The 16,280-nt window shown below is 72.5% G+C and carries 13 protein-coding genes; 5 read left to right on the top strand and 8 right to left on the bottom strand.

The genetic code is table 11. The features are described 5' to 3' along the window. Positions 1-35: 35 nt before the first annotated feature. Positions 36-1,940, bottom strand: a complete 1,905-nt coding sequence (locus ACIBCJ_RS31485) for a glycoside hydrolase family 9 protein (RefSeq protein WP_365981285.1) — start codon at positions 1,938-1,940, stop codon at positions 36-38. Positions 1,941-2,072: 132 nt separating this feature from the next. After that, positions 2,073-3,182 (bottom strand): glycoside hydrolase family 43 protein, encoded by a 1,110-nt coding sequence (locus tag ACIBCJ_RS31480; RefSeq protein ID WP_362105941.1) that lies wholly within the window; start codon positions 3,180-3,182, stop codon positions 2,073-2,075. A 253-nt stretch (positions 3,183-3,435) separates the two neighbouring features. Between ACIBCJ_RS31480 and ACIBCJ_RS31475 the strand changes: the two genes are divergently transcribed. Together ACIBCJ_RS31475 and ACIBCJ_RS31470 are read left to right on the top strand one after the other, a co-directional pair. After that, positions 3,436-4,629 carry a glycoside hydrolase family 64 protein gene (locus ACIBCJ_RS31475; RefSeq protein WP_362105944.1) on the top strand — a complete coding sequence of 398 codons (1,194 nt, stop codon included), beginning with the start codon at positions 3,436-3,438 and terminating at the stop codon, positions 4,627-4,629. A gap of 98 nt (positions 4,630-4,727) precedes the next feature. Then, on the top strand, positions 4,728-5,585 hold the full coding sequence (locus tag ACIBCJ_RS31470) for a glycoside hydrolase family 16 protein (RefSeq protein ID WP_362512303.1): 858 nt from the start codon (positions 4,728-4,730) through the stop codon (positions 5,583-5,585). 120 nt (positions 5,586-5,705) lie between these two features. Here the strand turns inward: ACIBCJ_RS31470 and ACIBCJ_RS31465 are convergent, their stop codons facing one another. Further along, positions 5,706-5,852 (bottom strand): hypothetical protein, encoded by a 147-nt coding sequence (locus tag ACIBCJ_RS31465; RefSeq protein ID WP_133889613.1) that lies wholly within the window; start codon positions 5,850-5,852, stop codon positions 5,706-5,708. A gap of 224 nt (positions 5,853-6,076) precedes the next feature. Next, positions 6,077-6,628, bottom strand: coding sequence for a YciI family protein (locus ACIBCJ_RS31460; protein ID WP_365981286.1), 552 nt, complete (start codon positions 6,626-6,628; stop codon positions 6,077-6,079). 206 nt (positions 6,629-6,834) lie between these two features. Between ACIBCJ_RS31460 and ACIBCJ_RS31455 the strand changes: the two genes are divergently transcribed. After that, entirely contained in the window at positions 6,835-9,072 is a 2,238-nt protein-coding gene (locus ACIBCJ_RS31455; protein ID WP_365981287.1) for an alpha-N-acetylglucosaminidase, read from the top strand. Then, a complete protein-coding gene (locus ACIBCJ_RS31450; protein WP_365981288.1) occupies positions 9,069-9,926 on the top strand; it encodes a glycerophosphodiester phosphodiesterase family protein in 858 nt (285 codons plus the stop codon). Before ACIBCJ_RS31455 ends, ACIBCJ_RS31450 begins: the two co-directional genes overlap by 4 nt. 6 nt (positions 9,927-9,932) lie before the next feature. On the opposite strand, the gene ACIBCJ_RS31445 is transcribed toward ACIBCJ_RS31450, so the two are convergent. The 4 genes from ACIBCJ_RS31445 to ACIBCJ_RS31430 all read right to left on the bottom strand — a co-directional run bounded on the left by ACIBCJ_RS31445 (position 9,933) and on the right by ACIBCJ_RS31430 (position 15,279). After that, positions 9,933-12,857: an FAD-binding and (Fe-S)-binding domain-containing protein gene (locus ACIBCJ_RS31445; RefSeq protein WP_365981289.1), complete on the bottom strand. Its 2,925-nt coding sequence runs from the start codon at positions 12,855-12,857 to the stop codon at positions 9,933-9,935. A 96-nt stretch (positions 12,858-12,953) separates the two neighbouring features. After that, entirely contained in the window at positions 12,954-13,361 is a 408-nt protein-coding gene (locus ACIBCJ_RS31440; protein ID WP_365981290.1) for a Rid family hydrolase, read from the bottom strand. After that, positions 13,358-14,485 (bottom strand): enolase C-terminal domain-like protein, encoded by a 1,128-nt coding sequence (locus tag ACIBCJ_RS31435; RefSeq protein ID WP_365981291.1) that lies wholly within the window; start codon positions 14,483-14,485, stop codon positions 13,358-13,360. Before ACIBCJ_RS31435 ends, ACIBCJ_RS31440 begins: the two co-directional genes overlap by 4 nt. Positions 14,486-14,508: 23 nt before the next feature. After that, a complete protein-coding gene (locus tag ACIBCJ_RS31430; protein ID WP_365981292.1) occupies positions 14,509-15,279 on the bottom strand; it encodes a creatininase family protein in 771 nt (256 codons plus the stop codon). A gap of 41 nt (positions 15,280-15,320) precedes the next feature. On the opposite strand from ACIBCJ_RS31430, the gene ACIBCJ_RS31425 reads away from it, so the two are divergent. Then, complete coding sequence (locus ACIBCJ_RS31425) at positions 15,321-16,280, top strand: ROK family protein (protein ID WP_399283946.1); 960 nt, start codon at positions 15,321-15,323, stop codon at positions 16,278-16,280.

The raw sequence follows: 16,280 nt of genomic DNA, 5'->3' as shown, positions 1-16,280 counted from the left end.
GGCCCGCCCGGCCTCCGCGGCACCCGCCCTCCGCGTCAGGGCCGCCCGACGGCGAGCGAGAGCGCGTACAGGGCCGTCGAGGTGAAGTCGTCGGCCGGCTCCACCGTCTGCCAGGCCCGGACGTCGTCGACGTAGCCGGCGCCGCGGCCGTCGAGGTCCGCCCACGCCGTGCCGTCCGGAGCGTGGGAACAGGCGCGGGCCCCGTCGAAGGTGTCCGGTTCCTTCAGCAGCGCCGCGTCGTTGGGGCCGTTGACGACGGCGCCGCGCAGGATGTCGCCGCGGCCGGTGCGGCTCATGGCCAGGTTGGCGACCTGGTGCTGGAGGCAGTGCGGGTAGAGGTCGCCCGCGCCCACGACGAAGCTGGTGCCCCAGGCGTTGGCCCCGAAGACCCAGGCCCGTTGCTGCGCGGCGAACTCGTCGTAGCGGTGGTCCCCGGTGACGCGGGCGTACAGCTCGGCGGTCGCGAGCAGGCCGAAGGTGTTCGGCACCGCGTCGAAGTCACCGGGTATGACGCCCGACCGGAAGGGGTCCGCGGCCGCGCGTTTCCTCCCCGTCTCCACCTGCCGCCTCAGTTCCGCCCGGAGGGCGGTGGCGAGGCCCGCGTCGGGGTCCGCCGCGGTGAGCACGTCGGCGTGTGCGAGGGCGCTGACGTCGGCGGGGCCCAGGGGGCCGCCGTGTTCCTCCCGCAGGGCCGCGCGGGCCCAGGTGGCCGCCTCGCCGCTCCACCGTGCCGAGCGCGCGTCGCCCAGGGCGTCCGCGCCGCGGGCGAGTTCGACGGCCGCCCACTCCAGGTCGTCGCGCCAGGTGTGCTCCTGGTAGTAGTCCGCGGGCACGGTGGTGACCAGGTCTCCCCCGTCCGGCTCGGTGTCCGCCCGGGCGTAGACCGCGGCCGCCTTGTCCAGCCACGCGCGGGCCCGCGCCGGGTCGTCCTCCGCCTCGGTCTGCGCGGCGAGGGCGAAGGCCGCGCTCACCCGGCCCGCGAGGTTGGGGCTGATGGGCTCGCCGGGCTCGCCGGCCCGGAAGACGGGCCGGTACTTGAGCAGGTAGTCCGGGTCCCCCGGCCGCACGGTGAGCCGGTCGTCCTCCTCCGGCAGCCGCCACACGTCGTGGTCGCCGCGGACCTCCTTGCCGCCGGAGCCGAGTCCCACCTGGGCGTAGAGGGTGCCCGTCTCCCCGTCCCACATCCTGTCCAGCCAGCTCAGCCCGTGCCGTGCCTCCTCCCGCAGCCCGGGCACCGGCGGTGTGTCGCGCACGGCACTCAGCATCTGGGCGACCACGTAGGACGCCGTGTGCGTGAACTTCAGGAAATCGCCCGCGTCGAACCACCCGCCCGAGACGTCCACGGGACCGCCCACCTCCGTCAGCTCGGGTCCGGACGTCGCCGGACCGGCCGTCGCACCGGCCGGCGGCGGCTCGTAGACGCGGGCCCGCCGGTCGGTCAGGTGCGAGGGCTCCCGCCCGGTCGCGGCGGTCAGGACGTCCTCGCCGTCCCGCTGGGTGCCGAAGAAGCGGACGGTGTCCGCGCGCAGCGGATCCAGCAACTGCCGGGCCGGCGCCACCCGGAAACGGACCTCGGGGCCGCCGTCCGCACCGGTCAGGCGCAACCGGTAGGTGCCGGTGCGGTGCAGCGAGGAGAGGTCGACACGCCGCACGGCGGTGTACCTGCCGTTCCAGCCGCCGAGGGAGGGGCCGAGGCTGCCGTGCCCTGCCGTGTCGCCGTGCTCGTCCAGGACCTCGAACCCGGCGTCGGCCAAGGCGTCCCGGTCTCCCATGACGTAGGCGTACTTCTGCTCGCCGGCCGCGTATCCGACCTGGTTGACGCGGATGACCGCCGGCGCCTCCTCCCCGTCCCCGGAGCACGCGGTGAGGCAACAGGCCGCCAGGACGGCAGCGGTCACGGCCGATGCGGCGCGGGCCGGGGGCGAGAGGAAGTGGTCCATGGCGGACAGTCTGGTCGATGGCACCACCGCCGCGCGGGCCGAGGTACCGACCGGGGGCAGCCCGGCGACGTGGACGTTTGTGCGGTACGGGCCCGCGTCCGTCGGCTCCCCGGCGTCGCCGCCGGCCTGGCGCTACTCGAAGTACTTCAGGCTCCAGCCGGTGTCGCTGGTGGGACCCGGGACGTCGGCACGGCTGTAGGTGGTCCCGCCCCACCAGCAGAAGGTGCCGGTGTACCAGTACCGGTTCTCCCACGCGTACGGCGTCCCCTTGGCGACGGCGTGGAACATCAGCGGGAACCTCGGGCCGGCGGGCGGACTCGTGGCGATGTCCCCGTCGAGCAGGACGAAGCTGTGGTGGCCGGGACCGTCGACGTGCAGGGTGGGGTCCCAGCCGGACATCATCGTCTCGCGGTGGGACCCGAACAGGCAGCCGTTGGACTTGTACCAGTCCCACACGTACGTCGGATCCCCGCCGGCCCGCAGCCTCAGGTCGGCCAGACAGTACCGGTCGCTCCAACTGCCGTTGGCCGAGTAGGCGATGTGCAGCCGGCCGTCCGGATCCTTGACCGGCTCCGGACCCTCGTTGACGAACGGGTCGCCGACCACCCGCTCCCAGCTCTCCCGCGGCTGCGAGATGACGTACCGCGCGCCGGTCGGCGCCGTCGGGCTGTTCATCCGCGCGAGGTAGAGGTTCTGTTCGACGTTGGTGTCACCGGCCCAGCCCGACCAGACGAACCAGCGCTGTCCCTGAAAGGTGAACAGGGTGCCGTCGATGGCCCACTTGTCGTCCGGCAGCGCCAGTTTCGTCTCGGCGGTGTATCCGCTGTCCGCGGCGGTGGAGCTGATCACGTACATCCGGTGGGCAGCTCCGCGGCCGGCCGAGAAGTAGATGTAGTAGCGACCGCCGTCCCGCACGATCTCGGGGGCCCACACCTCGCCGCGGCCACGGGTGTCCGACCAGACCTGCCGGGCGGGCGCCGCCGCCAGCGCGGCCGTGGACGCGGCCTGGCGCACGGCGATGCCGCCCCCGGTGGACTGCACCGAGACGTAGGTGGATCCGACCCGGATCACGCTCGGGTCGGCGGCCCGCAGGCCGGTCCGGTCCGCCTGCGCCGACCCGGCCGAGGACACCACGAGCAGGAGGGCGACGAGAACGCCGGACAGCAGGGCGGCGACGGCACCGCGCACGCGGCGCAGGCGCTTCCCGGTCCTGGTCGGTGGGCTTGCAGACAGGCGCGGCATGTCCCTCCGCTTCCACGGGCCGTGGTGTACATCGATGGAAGTAGGCAACGGGTCCAGGATCGTAAGTAGCGGCGGACATGTCAATGAACCCACCGCAACGCCCCCCGCACGCACGGCAGTCGGCAGGCGCCGTTTTCCCCCTTCTTCACCTTCCGAACCTGGAGGGACCTCTTCCGATTGATCTCGTTCAACTAGTTGACATGCACGGGGAAGGACTACAACGCTGCAAGTCCCCCACACCAAGGAGGACCGTGTGCTTTCCCCACGCAAGCTGACGGCGTCCCTGGCCGTCGCGGCGTCGATCGGCGCCGTCGCCGTCGTCGTCGGGCCGGCCGAACCGGCTTCGGCGGTACCGGACACCATCCCGCTCACCCTGAAGAACGACTCGGGCAGCGGCGAACAGGTCTACGTGTACGTGATCGGCACCGAACTCGCCTCGGGCCGGCAGGGTTACGCCGACGAGAGCGGCGCCTTCCACGCCTGGCCCGCCGGGGGCGCCCCGCCGGTCCCGGCACCCGACGCCTCGTTCACCGGCCCCGCAAACGGCGGGTCAAAGACCGTTCAGCTTCCGAAGTTCTCGGGGCGGGTCTACTTCTCGTACGGCGAGAAGCTCGACTTCCGGCTCGCCGAGGGCGGCCTCGTCCAGCCCGCGGTGCAGAACGCCGCCGACCCCAACCACGACACGCTGTTCAACTGGACCGAGTACACGCTGAACGACTCCGGCCTGTGGATCAACTCCACGCAGGTGGACATGTTCTCGGCGCCCTACTCCGTCGGCCTGACCGCGGGCGACGGTTCGACGAAGCAGACGGGGTCGCTCAAGCCCGGCGGGTACAAGGCGGTCGCCGACGGTCTCGTGCAGCAGGGCGGCGGCTGGGAAGGACTGGTGCAGACCCGCGCCGACGGCTCTCCCCTGCGCGTCCTGGCACCCGGGCACGGCGTCGGCTCCGGCGACCTGCCCACCGGCGTGATGGACGACTACATCGACCGGGTCTGGTCCAAGTACGCCGGCGAGACGCTCACGGTGACGCCGTTCAAGGAGCAGCCGGACACGAAGTTCTTCGGCCGGGTCAACGGCGACAGGATGGACTTCACCGACGGCAGCGGCGCGGTGGTGACCTCGTTCGAGAAACCCGACTCCGACTCGGTCTTCGGCTGCTACAACAAGCTCGACGCCCCCAACGACCAGGTGCGCGGCCCCATTTCGCGGACCCTGTGTGCCGCGTACAACCGCTCCACGCTGCTCGGCAACCCCGAGCAGCCGGACGCCGACGCCTCCGGTTTCTACCAGGACGACGTCACCAACCACTACGCCCGTCTGATCCACGCGCAGATGCGGGACGGTCAGGCGTACGCCTTCGCCTTCGACGACGTCGGCAACCACGAGTCGCTGGTGCACGACGGCGACCCCGAGAACGCGGCGATCACGCTCGAGTCCTTCGACTGACCCCGGCCGGCCCCACCCGCGCCGTACCCCCACCCCCCTTCCCCCCACCTCGGCGCCCGCTCCCCCACCGTGGGAGCGGGCCCATGAAAGGGAGAGACATGACCTCCCCAGGACTGCTTCGCGGCTGTCTGCTCGCCACCCTGTCCGCCACCCTCGTCGCGGCCGCCGCGGTGACCCCCGCCCAGGCGGAACACCGGCCGGCGTCCGCCGCGGCGGTGACGTTCTCGGACACCTTCGACGGACCTGCCGGATCCGGCGTCGACTCCGCCAAGTGGCAGCTCGAGACCGGTGACAACGTCGACAACCACGAGCGGCAGTACTACACCTCGGGCACAGACAACGCGAAGCTCGACGGCCAGGGCCACCTGGTGATCGAGGCCCGCCGCGAGAACCCGGGCAACTACCAGTGCTGGTACGGCACGTGCGAGTACACCTCGGCGCGCCTCAACACCTCCGGCAAGTTCACCGCGACCTACGGGCACGTCGAGGCCCGCATGAAGATCCCGCGCGGACAGGGCATCTGGCCCGCGTTCTGGATGCTGGGCCAGGACATCGGCCAGGTCGGCTGGCCGAACTCGGGCGAGATCGACGTCATGGAGAACGTCGGGTTCGAGCCGTCGACGGTCCACGGCACCATCCACGGCCCCGGCTACTCCGGCTCGGGCGGCATCGGCGCGGGCTACACGCTGCCGAACGGCGAGGCGTTCGCCGACGCGTTCCACACCTTCGCGGTGGACTGGGCGCCGGACAAGATCACCTGGTCGGTGGACGGCACGGCGTACCAGACCCGTACGCCGGCCGACCTCAACGGCAACGAGTGGGTCTTCGACAAGCCGTTCTTCCTCATCCTCAATCTCGCGGTCGGCGGCTACTGGCCGGGCGACCCCGACGGTTCGACCGCCTTCCCGCAGCAGCTGGTGGTCGACGAGGTGAAGGTGAGCACGAGCGGCGGCTGACGACCGACGGCGGCGCCGCTCCCCGGCGCCGCCTCACCGCGCGTCGCCCGGTCCGCTGCCCCACGGGGCCGGTGACCGGGCGACGCGTGCCGGCCCTGCTCCCGGCACGCCGGCCTCGTCTCAGGGCGTGGTCGTGCGGGCGACGTCGGTACCGGGAGCCTCTTCGTCCGGGGCCGCCGGAGGCGGAAAGATCAGGTCCTCGAGCGCGTCCGCGGCGAAGAGGAAGGCCATCATCACGACCGGTATGAGCAGCGCGAGCAGGATCACAGGACCTCCCGGCGGGTCGGTCTGTGGGCTTCGTGGCCCGGGTTCCAGCATGGACCCGAATGGCCGAACCCGCACGGCGGAGCCGTCCCGGCCGACGTGCGGGAGGCGTCCTCGGCGCACACCGGCGGGTCCCTTGTCCGGTCGCCCGGCCTGCCGGTCTCCCTCGCGGTCGCCCGGCCGTTCGCCCCCTGCTCACAGGCCGCTGCGGGGCCTCCCCGGCCGGATCAGGAGGGGCGCCCGCCGAACCGCCACGGGTGGACCTCGACCTCCGCATAGCGGTCCACGGTCAGCAGGGCCCGCGCCGCGTCCGGGCCCGGTGCCCGCACCAGTGCGGCCGTACCCAGCCAGGTGCCGCCGTCGTCGGACAGCAGAGGACCGTACGCGATCACCTCGTCCCGGCCGGGCGGCACCTCCAGGTCGACGGCCTCGCCGGCGCCCAGTCCGAGTACCAGGAACCGGTCGTCACCGGTCCGGCCGCCGGGGAAGTCCCACATGGTGCGCCCCAGGGTGTTGCGCCACCGGCGCAGCATCACATCGCGGTACACCCCCGCCCGGTATCCGGGCTCCTCGAAGGCGAACGTCCTGGCGGCGGCGGGACCGGGCAGGTCGAGTACGTGCACGCTGCCCGTGGGGGCCTCGCGGTCAGCGGTGAGGGTGGGCCCGCGCGCGATCATCTCCGCCGCGAACCCGTCCATGTAGGACCAGTGCGCCTCCAGCAGCTGGTCACGCAGCGCGAGGGAGCCGGCGCGGTCGCGGTGATAGCAGAAGAACTCCATGACGCCCAGTCTGAGACACCGGCGCTACCTTCCGTGACGGCTTGGCCATGCCTTCACGCACCGTACGGACGTGTCGGCGTCCGCCGCGCCGGCCGGCGGCCGGCGGTGGCCGAAGACCCACCTGCGCACGGCGGGGCTCCCTTGACTGGTTGCCCGCCCGCCCCCATATTCACCAACACCCCCTCGACAACTCCCCAGAGGTGACCGTGAGAAGCCTCAGACCCTGGGCTGCCCTCTGCGCAGCCGTCGCCCTCGCCCTTCTCACCACCGCACTCACCCCCGCGGCGGCGGCCCCGCCCGACGGGCCGGCGTTCTCCACGCACTCCGCCCGGGCGGCGCTCGCCCGGCTGCTGCCGCGGCACGCCTCGCAGTTCACGCTGGTCCCGGTGGGCCGCCCCGCCTCCGGCGACTGGTTCGGCGTCTCCGGCCGGGCCGGCCGTGTCCGGGTCACCGGGACCAGCCCCGCCGTGCTCCTCAGCGGAGTCAACTGGTACCTCAAGTACTCGGCAAGGGTGGATGTCGGGTGGCCCGGCCGCAGCACGGCGAAGCTGCCGCGCACCCTGCCCGCGCCCGACGGACCGGTACGCCGACAGGCCTCGGTGCCGCACCGGTTCGCCCTCAACGACACCGACGACGGCTACTCCGGCGCCTACCGTGACTGGGCCTCGTACGAGGAGCAGATCGATCTCCTCGCCCTGCACGGCGTGAACGAGGTCTTCGTCCAGATGGGCGCCGACGCCGTCTACTACGCGACGCTCCAAGAGTTCGGCTACTCGGCCGGGGAACTCAGAGCCTGGATTCCCGGTCCGGCGCACCAGCCCTGGTGGCTGATGCAGAACATGTCCGGCTTCGCCGGCCCCGTGTCCCAGCGGCTGATCGAGGACCGGGCGGCGCTCGGCCGCAGGATCGCGAACCGCCTGCGTGAGCTCGGCATGACACCCGTACTGCCCGGCTACTACGGCACCGTCCCCCCGGGCTTCACGGAGCGCAACCCGGGTGGCACGGTCGTCCCGCAGGGAACCTGGGTCGGCTTCGAGCGGCCCGACTGGCTGGACCCCCGCACGGCCGTGTTCTCCAGGGTCGCCGCCTCGTTCTACCGCCATCAGCGTGAGCTGTTCGGCGACTCCGCGATGTACAAGATGGACCTCCTGCACGAGGGCGGCCGGCCGGGGAACGTGCCCGTCGGGGATGCCGCCCGGGCCGTGATGAACGCGCTCCAGAGCGCGCGTCCCGGCGCCGTGTGGACCCTCATCGGCTGGCAGAACAACCCGTCGACGCAGATCATCGACGCCGTCGACAAGCGCAGGCTGCTCATCGTCGACGGCCTGTCCGACCGCTACGACGGCCTCGACCGGGAGACCACCTGGCACGGCGCGCCGTACGCGTTCGGCACGATCCCCAACTTCGGCGGTCACACCACCGTCGGCGCCAACACCGCCGTGTGGACCGAGCGCTTCGAACGGTGGCACACCAAGCCCGGCAGCGCCCTGTCGGGCATCGCGTACCTGCCGGAGGGCACCGGCGGCAATCCCGTCGCCTACGAGCTGTTCACCGAACTGGCCTGGCGTACGGGCCCCGTGGACCAGGCGGCGTGGTTCAGCGCGTACGCGCGACGCCGCTACGGCGGGCCCGACCCGCACGCGGCCCGGGCCTGGGCGCTGCTGCGCACGGGTCCCTACAGCACGCCGTCCGGCACCTGGAGCGAGTCGCAGGACAGCCTCTTCACCGCCCGGCCCCGGCTGACGGCCACCTCGGCGGCCAGCTGGAGCCCCGGCGCGATGCGCTACGACCCGGCCGCGGTGCGCGAGGCACTGGCCGAGCTGCTCCAGGTCGCGCCGGAGCTGCGTACGACGGACGCCTACCGCTTCGACCTGGTCGACCTCGCCCGCCAGGCGCTGGCCAACCGCAGCCGCTCCCTGCTGCCGGAGATCAAGGCCGCCTACGACACCGGTGACCTGCCGCGCTTCCGTGCGGGGGCCGCGGAATGGAAGAGTGACATGACGCTGCTGGACCGGCTGCTGGCCACCGACACCCGTTTCCTCCTCGGCCCCTGGCTCGCGGACGCCAGGTCCTGGGGACGCACCGCGGCGGAGAAGGCCGCCGCCGAGTTCGACGCCCGGTCCATCCTCACCACCTGGGGCCACCGTTCCGGCAGTGACACGGGCGGTTTGCGGGACTACGCCAACCGGGAGTGGTCCGGGCTGGTCTCCGGCTTCTACGCGGTGCGCTGGACGAAGTTCCTGGACTCCCTCGACACCGCGCTGGTCACCGGCCGGCCACCGGCCGCCATCGACTGGTTCGGGCTGGAGAACGCCTGGAACGAGCGGCACGATCCCGGTCCCGTCGCGCCTTCGGGCGACCCGGTGACCATGGCGGCGGCGGTGCTCGACGCCCTGCCCGCCGCGGCGCCCCCGGTGCCGGCCGCGTCCGGGACGGCGCGGTGAGGCGCGCGAGCGGCAGGGCGGCCGGGCTGGCCGTGGCGGTGCTGGGCGGTGTGGTGCTGGCGTTGTCGTCGACCGGTGCGCACGCCGCGACCGGCCCCGAGGTCATCGCCCACCGCGGCTCCTCCGGCATGGCACCCGAGAACACCGCCGCCGCCATCGACCTCGCCGTCCGCCAACGCGCCGACCACGTCGAAATCGACGTCCAACGCACCAAGGACGGCAAACTCGTCAACTTCCACGACTGCACCATGGAACGCACCACCGACATCGAAGACCTCTACCCCGACCGCCCCCGCTACCGCGTCTCCGACTTCACCTGGAACGAACTACGCCGCCTCGACGCCGGAACCTGGTTCCACCCCCGCTACACCGGCCAACGCATCATCACCCTCGACACCGTCATCAACCACCTCCAGCACACCCCCACCGGACTCCTCGCCGAAATCAGCCCCTGCAGCCAATACGGCACCACCATCGCCACCGACCTCGCCACCACCCTCCACAACAAACCCGACTACCTCCGCAAAGCCCTCGCCCACCACCGACTCGCCGTCCAGTCCTTCCAGACCGACGACGCCCACACCTTCCACACCGCCCAGCCCGACATCCCCATCGGCATCCTCGACGCCGACCGCCCCACCGACACCGAACTCCTCGAACTCAGCCAATGGGCCGACCAGATCAACCCCCAGCACACCGTCACCGACCAGACCCTCGTCGACCGCGTCCACCAACTCGGCATGGACATCAACGTCTGGACCGTCGACGAACCCGGCGCCATCCGCACCATGACCGCCCTCGGCGTCGACGGCATCATCACCGACTACCCCCAAACCCTCACCCAGCGGGGGTGACACGGGTCAGGGGCGGGTGGCCCGGTCCAGCTCGACGATGACGGAGTAGTACGTACGGCCGGTGGCGCGGTCCATGCCGATCTCGCACATGCGGTTGGCGGACAGGTGGGCGTCGTACGGGCGCGAGGTCACCTCGGCGGCCTCCTTCGCCGTCGCCGAGGCCGTCAGCTCCTTGTGCAGCATGCCGCGGTCGCCGGCGAAGGCGCAGCAACCGGCGTCGTCCGGAACGACGACCTCGTCGGCGACCGCGGCGGCGACCGCGCGCAGTTGGTCCACGTCGCCCAGGTGCTGCATCGAGCACGTCGGGTGCAGCACCGCCGAGCCGGTCGTGCGGCGGATCGTCAGCCGGGGCAGGAGTTCCTCGGCGGCCCACACGACGGAGTCGATCACTTCGAGCCGCTCGTGCAGTTCCCGGTTGGCGTGACTGAGGTAGGGGACGACCTCGTGCCGGATGCCGAGTGTGCAGGACGAGGCGTCGACGACGAGGGGGAGCCGTCCGCCGTCGGTCCAGGCCCAGGCGGCCTCGACGATCCGGTTGGCCATCACGGTGTTGCCGTCCTCGTAGCCCTTGGAGTGCCAGATCGTCGAGCAGCAGGTGCCCGCGACGTCGTCGGGGATCCAGACGGGCCGGCCGGCGCGGGCCGATACGTCGACCAGGGCCCGCTGGAGCGACGGGGTGCCCTCGCCCTCGGGACCGGCGAAGATCCGGTTGACGCAGGCGGGGTAGTAGACGGCGCTCGCTCCGGTCCGGGTGGTGGGCGGCGCGGTGCGGGCGGCGGCGCCCGGGATCTCGGGCAGCCACTCCGGCACCAGGTCGGGTCGTACGGCCTTGCGGGCGAGGCCGGTCGCGGCGGTCAGCAGCCGGTCGCTGATCCTGTCCGCCGCGGCGACCGCGAGCCGTGCCGACGCCTCCACGGTCCTGAAGCGCCGCGCGGTGAGTGCGGCGACCCGTTCCTCGCGGGGCGAGTGCCTCCGGTGACGGAAGTCCTTCATCATGGCGCCGGTGTCGATGCCGACCGGACAGGCGATCGCGCAGGTGGAGTCGCCCGCGCAGGTGTCGACGGCGTCGTAGCCGTAGGAGGCGAGGAGTTGTTCCTCCACGGGCGAACCGGCCGGCTGGCGCAGCATCTCCCTGCGCAGCACGATGCGCTGGCGCGGGGTGGTCGTCAGGTCGTGGCTCGGGCAGGTGGGTTCGCAGAAACCGCACTCGATGCAGGGGTCGGCGACCGGCTCGATCCCGGGGATCGTCTTCAGTCCGCGCAGGTGGGCCCCGGGGTCGCGGTCGAGGACGACCCTGGGTGCCAGTACGCCGCCGGGGTCGATGACCTCTTTGACGCGCCACATCAGCTCGGTGGCCCTGGGGCCCCATTCCAGCTCCAGGAACGGCGCGATGTTGCGTCCGGTGGCGTGCTCCGCCTTCAGCGATCCGTCGAAGCGTTCCACGGTCATCCGGCAGAAGTCGTCCATGAACGCGGCGTACCGGTCGACGTCGGAGGGCTTCGACGCGTCGAAGGCGAGCAGGAAGTGCAGGTTGCCGTGGGCGGCGTGGCCGGCGACCGCGGCGTCGAAGCCGTGCTCGGCCTGGAGCGCGAGCAGGGCTTCGCAGGCGTCGGCCAGCCGGGAGGGCGGCACCGCGAAGTCCTCCGTGATCAGGGTGGTGCCCGCCGGCCGGGAGCCGCCGACCGCCGTGACGAAGGCCTTGCGGGCCTTCCAGTAGCCGGAGATCGCCTTGGTGTCCCGGGTGAACGCGTTGGTCACCGACGCGACCGGCGCGACCAGTTCCAGCCGGTCGGCGACGGCCGCCGCGGCTTGCTCGAAGGTCGCCTGTGCCGCCTCGTCGGGTGCCCTGAACTCCACCAGCAGCGCCGCCGTCTCCCGCGGCAGACCCGCCCAGTCGGCCGGCACGCCCCGCACGCTCACCGAGGCACGCAGCGTGTTGCCGTCCATCAGCTCGACGGCCTGGGCCCCGGCCTCGTTGAACAGGGGGACGGCGGCCGCGGCGGCGGTCAGCGAGGGGAAGAAGAGCAGACCGCTGGTGACCCTGCGGTCGAGGGGAAGGGTGTCGAAGACGAGGTCGGCGAGGAATCCGAAGGTGCCCTCGGAACCGACCATCAGTCCGCGCAGGATCTGGACCGGCGTGGCCCCGTCCAGGAAGGCGTCCAGCCGGTAGCCGTTGGTGTTCTTGATCTCGTACTTGGCCCGGATGCGGGCGGCGAGTTCCGCGTCGGACTCGATCTCCGCCTTGAGCGCGAGCAGCCCCGCGCACAGCTCGGGCTCGGCCCGCGCCAGCGTCTCGTCGGCCTGCGGGTCGGCGGTGTCGACGACGGTGCCGCTGGGCAGCACGAAGGTCAGCGAGGCGAGCGTGCGGTAGGAGTTGCGTGTGGTGCCGGCCGTCATGCCGGAGGCGTTGTTGGCGACGACCCCGCCGAGGGTGCAGGCGATGGCGCTGGCCGGGTCGGGCCCCAGGATCCTGCCGTACCGGGCGAGGGTCGCGTTGGCCCGCATCACCGTGGTGCCGGGGCGGACCCGGGCCCGGGCACCGTCGTCCAGGACCTCGATGCCGGTGAAGTGGCGGCGGACGTCTACGAGGATGTCCTCGCCCTGGGCCTGGCCGTTGAGGCTGGTGCCGGCGGCGCGGAAGACGACCTGGCGGCCGTGGCCGCGTGCGTAGGCAAGCACCGCGCGGACGTCGTCGATGTCCTCGGCGAGTACGACGGCCTGCGGCACGAAGCGGTAGGGGCTGGCGTCGGAGGCGTACTTCACCAGGTCGGAGATCTTCCAGAGCACCTTGCCGGGGCCCAGCAGCCCGGTGAGCGCGGCGCGCAGCGCCTCGGGCGTGCCCGCGGCCCCGTCGTCGGGCACCCGGTCGGCGGAGGCGGCCCGGGTCGTGCCGGGGCGCAGGGATTCCGGCTCGGGCTCCAGCAGAGGCATGACGTTCCACTCCCACACGACTCGTTCGGTGTTGTTCAGCGTACGACCGCGGCGCCCGCCGGCCCGTACGGGGCCGGGCCGGCGGGCACGGCGGGGTCACCCGGGCAGGCCGGGGTCCGGCAGGAGGGCCACCACGTCGATCTCCACGAGGATGCGCATCAGGTCGGACCCGACCGTGGTGCGCACCGGGAAGGGTTCGTCGAAGAAGGCGCGGTAGGCCTCGTCGTAGGCGGCGAAGTCCCGCTCCAGGTGGTGCAGGTGCGCCGTGACCTTCACGACGTCCCGCATCAACATGCCCCGCTCCGCGAGGACCGCGCCGACGTTGCGCAGCACCTGGGCGGTCTGCGCTCCGACACCGTCCGGTACGGCGCCGGTGACCGGGTCCTGGGGGCCGAAACCGGCCGTGAACAGGAACCCGCCCGCCTCCACCCCCTGGGAGTAGGCACCTGCGGGGCGGGGAGCCCCGGGCGTGTGCACGGCTCGCTTGCCGGTGGGCTCGCTCATCCGGTCAGGTCACCGTCCCGTTCGTTGACGCTGGCGTAGTGGCGGAGCTTGTCCTCGTCCACGCTCACCCCCAGGCCCGGTCCCGACGGCACCCGCAGGCGGCCGTTCTCCAGGTGCAGCGGCTCGATGATGTCGTCCGCGTGCAGGTAGTACATGCTGTCGATGGCCCGCGACAGGACGGGTGTGCTCGACACGACGGCCAGGTGGGCGGCCGTGGCGATGCCGAGTTCGCCGCCGCTGTGCAGGTTCATGCCCAGGCCGAAGGTCTCGCAGTGGGCGGCGAGGGCCTTGGTCGCGGCGATGCCGCCCCACTTGTAGACGTCACCGTGGATGACGTCGACCGCGTTCAGCCGCATGGCGGGGGCGAAGTCCTCGAAGCGGACGACGCACATGTTGGTGCACAGCGGGATGCGTACCTTCGCCTTCACCTGGGACATGCCCTCGATGCCGGCGCAGGGGTCCTCCAGGTACTCCAGGTCCAGTTCCTCCAGCGCGATGCCGGCCCGGACCGAGTCGGGGACGGACCAGGCCGCGTTGGGGTCGACGCGCAGGTTCACCTCGGGCAGCGCCTCGCGGACCGCGCGCAGCACGGCGACGTCGCCCGCGCAGTCCCGGGTGCCCTTGAGCTTGACGGCGTCGAAGCCGCCCTCGTCGACGACGCGCACGGCGTGCTCCGCCATGGCGCCGGGCAGGTCCGCCGGTGTGGCGCCGGGAGCGTCGGCGCGGGTGATCAGGGCGGTGATCGGGACCTCGTCGCGCACGGCGCCGCCCAGCAGGTCGGTGACGGACTGGCCGGTGGCCTTGCCCATCGCGTCCCAGCAGGCGACGTCGACGGCGGCGATCGCCGCGTAGCCCAGGTAGCCGTGGAAGAAGGGCACCATGTGCTGCTTGCGGTGGAAGCCCTCCAGCGCGAACGGGCTGGTCCCGATCAGGTCCGGAGCCATCCGGCGGACGATCGCCGCGACCGGGGCGCCCCACATCGTCTCGCCCCAGCCCTCGACGCCCGCGTCGGTGCGCACGCGCACGACGGTACGGGTCTCCCCCGTCTTGGTCTCGAAGGAACTGGTGAAGGGATTGACGAGTGGGAGGTTGACGACCCACACGTCGACTTCGGTGATCTTCATTTCTGCTCCTCGCGTCATGGGGGTCACCGGCTCGCGGCGTCGAAGGCCGAGATCGCGCGGGCCAGTCCGCGCGCCCGGTCGTCCAGGAGCCGGCCGCCCCGTCCGGCGTCCGCGCCGGACGCGTCGTCGGTGGCTCCGTCGACCCGCTCCCACTCGCCGTGGCGCTCGACGGTCAGACCGGGGTGGGGCGGGTCGTCGAACAGCGGGGGCGGTTCGACGGGAGTGCGGGCGGGCACGGGCGTGCGCACCAGTGCGGGGTGGGCGGCCAGCATCAGCGACGTCTCGAACCATCCGGCGTGGCCCGGGGTGACCTCCGGCCGTTCCGTCCCGTCGCCGTCCCCGCCGTCGCTGAGCGTCCAGTACGAGCAGGCGGCGACCGTGACCTCGGCGCGCAGCGCGAGGCGTTTCACGGCGAGCCGCATGATCTCGTCGTTGCCGCCGTGGCCGTTGACGACCATGATGCGCCGGTGACCGCTGGTCACGAGCGAGTCGAGGACGTCGTCCAGTACGGCGCCCAGGGTCGCCGCGGAGAGCGAGACGGCCGCCGCGAACAGGTGGTGCGGGCTGTGCCCGTACGGCAGGGTGGGCAGGCGGACCACCTGGGGCGCGGCGGTGTCCCCCTCGAGCAGGTGCAGCGCCCGGTCCACGACCTCCTCGACCAGGAGCGTGTCGGTGCCCATCGGAAGGTGCCCGGCGTGCTGCTCCTGCGAGCCGATGGGCAGCAGGGCGATGCCCCGCTCACCGGCCCGGCGCACTTCGCGCCAGGTGAGTTCGGTCAGTCTCGATTGGCTCACGGTGCTACCTCTCCGAAAGAGGGCCATGGCAGAGTCGGCGCATGGTCCGTAAAAGTTCTCCGTTGCGACTGGTCCCGGATGCCGGGGAGCACCCGGCCGCTCCCGCGGCACCGCGGCGGCTGGGGGCCGTCGAGCTGGTGCCCGGCCGGGTCGGGGCGGCCGTGCTGTCCATGGGGGGTCAGGTGCTGGACCGCACCGAGGCGTCGTACGACGCGGCCTCGGCCGCTCCCGCGGACATCGACCGGGCGCTGGCCCGGGTGGCCGGTGTCTTCGCCGCCCACGAGGTCCAGGGGATCGGGGTGGCCGCCGCGGGGCTCGTGGACCCCTCGGCGGGACTGATCCTGGAGGTCAACGACGTACCGGCGCTGCACGGCTATCCGGTGACCGAGCGGCTCGGCGCCCTCACCGGGACCGGGGTGCGTCTGGAGCACCGGGCGCGGCTCCAGGTGCTCGGGGACCGCTGGTTCGGCGCGGGCCGGGGGCGGCGCACCTTCGCCTCGGTCTCCACCGGCGAGGTGCTCGGGGTGGGCGTCCTGTACGACGGCGAGGTGATGGCGCCGCCCGGCGGGCGCAGCGGCGCGCACATGACGGTGTCGGCCAGCGGTGAGCGCTGCACGTGCGGGAGCCGGGGCTGCTGGAAGACCCTGGCCACGACCGGCTGGCTGCGGGCGAGAGCGCGCGCCGCGGGGCTCGGTGGTGCACTGTCGCTGGCCGCGCTGGTCGAGCGCGGCGACGAACTCGCCGGGCGGGTGGTGGAGGAGTACGCGCACAACCTCGCCCTGGGACTGGTGAACGTGCAGCAGCTGTTCGCGCCCGGACTGTTCATCCTGCACGGCGAGGCGCGGGAGGGCGGTGAGCGCCTGCGCACCGTGGTGGAGGAGCGGCTGCGGGACGCGGTCGCCTTCGCGGGTGCCGAACAGCCGCAGGTGCTGGTCGCGTCGGCCGCGGCCGACGACGTGGCGCTGCTCGGCGGTGCGGGTCTGGTGCTGTCCCACCTGTAG

Source organism: Streptomyces sp. NPDC051136, from assembly GCF_044455745.1.
Taxonomy (GTDB): Bacteria; Actinomycetota; Actinomycetes; order Streptomycetales; family Streptomycetaceae; genus Streptomyces.
The sequence above is the reverse complement of the archived record's forward strand: the minus strand, read 5'-3'. Positions and strand labels throughout refer to the sequence as shown.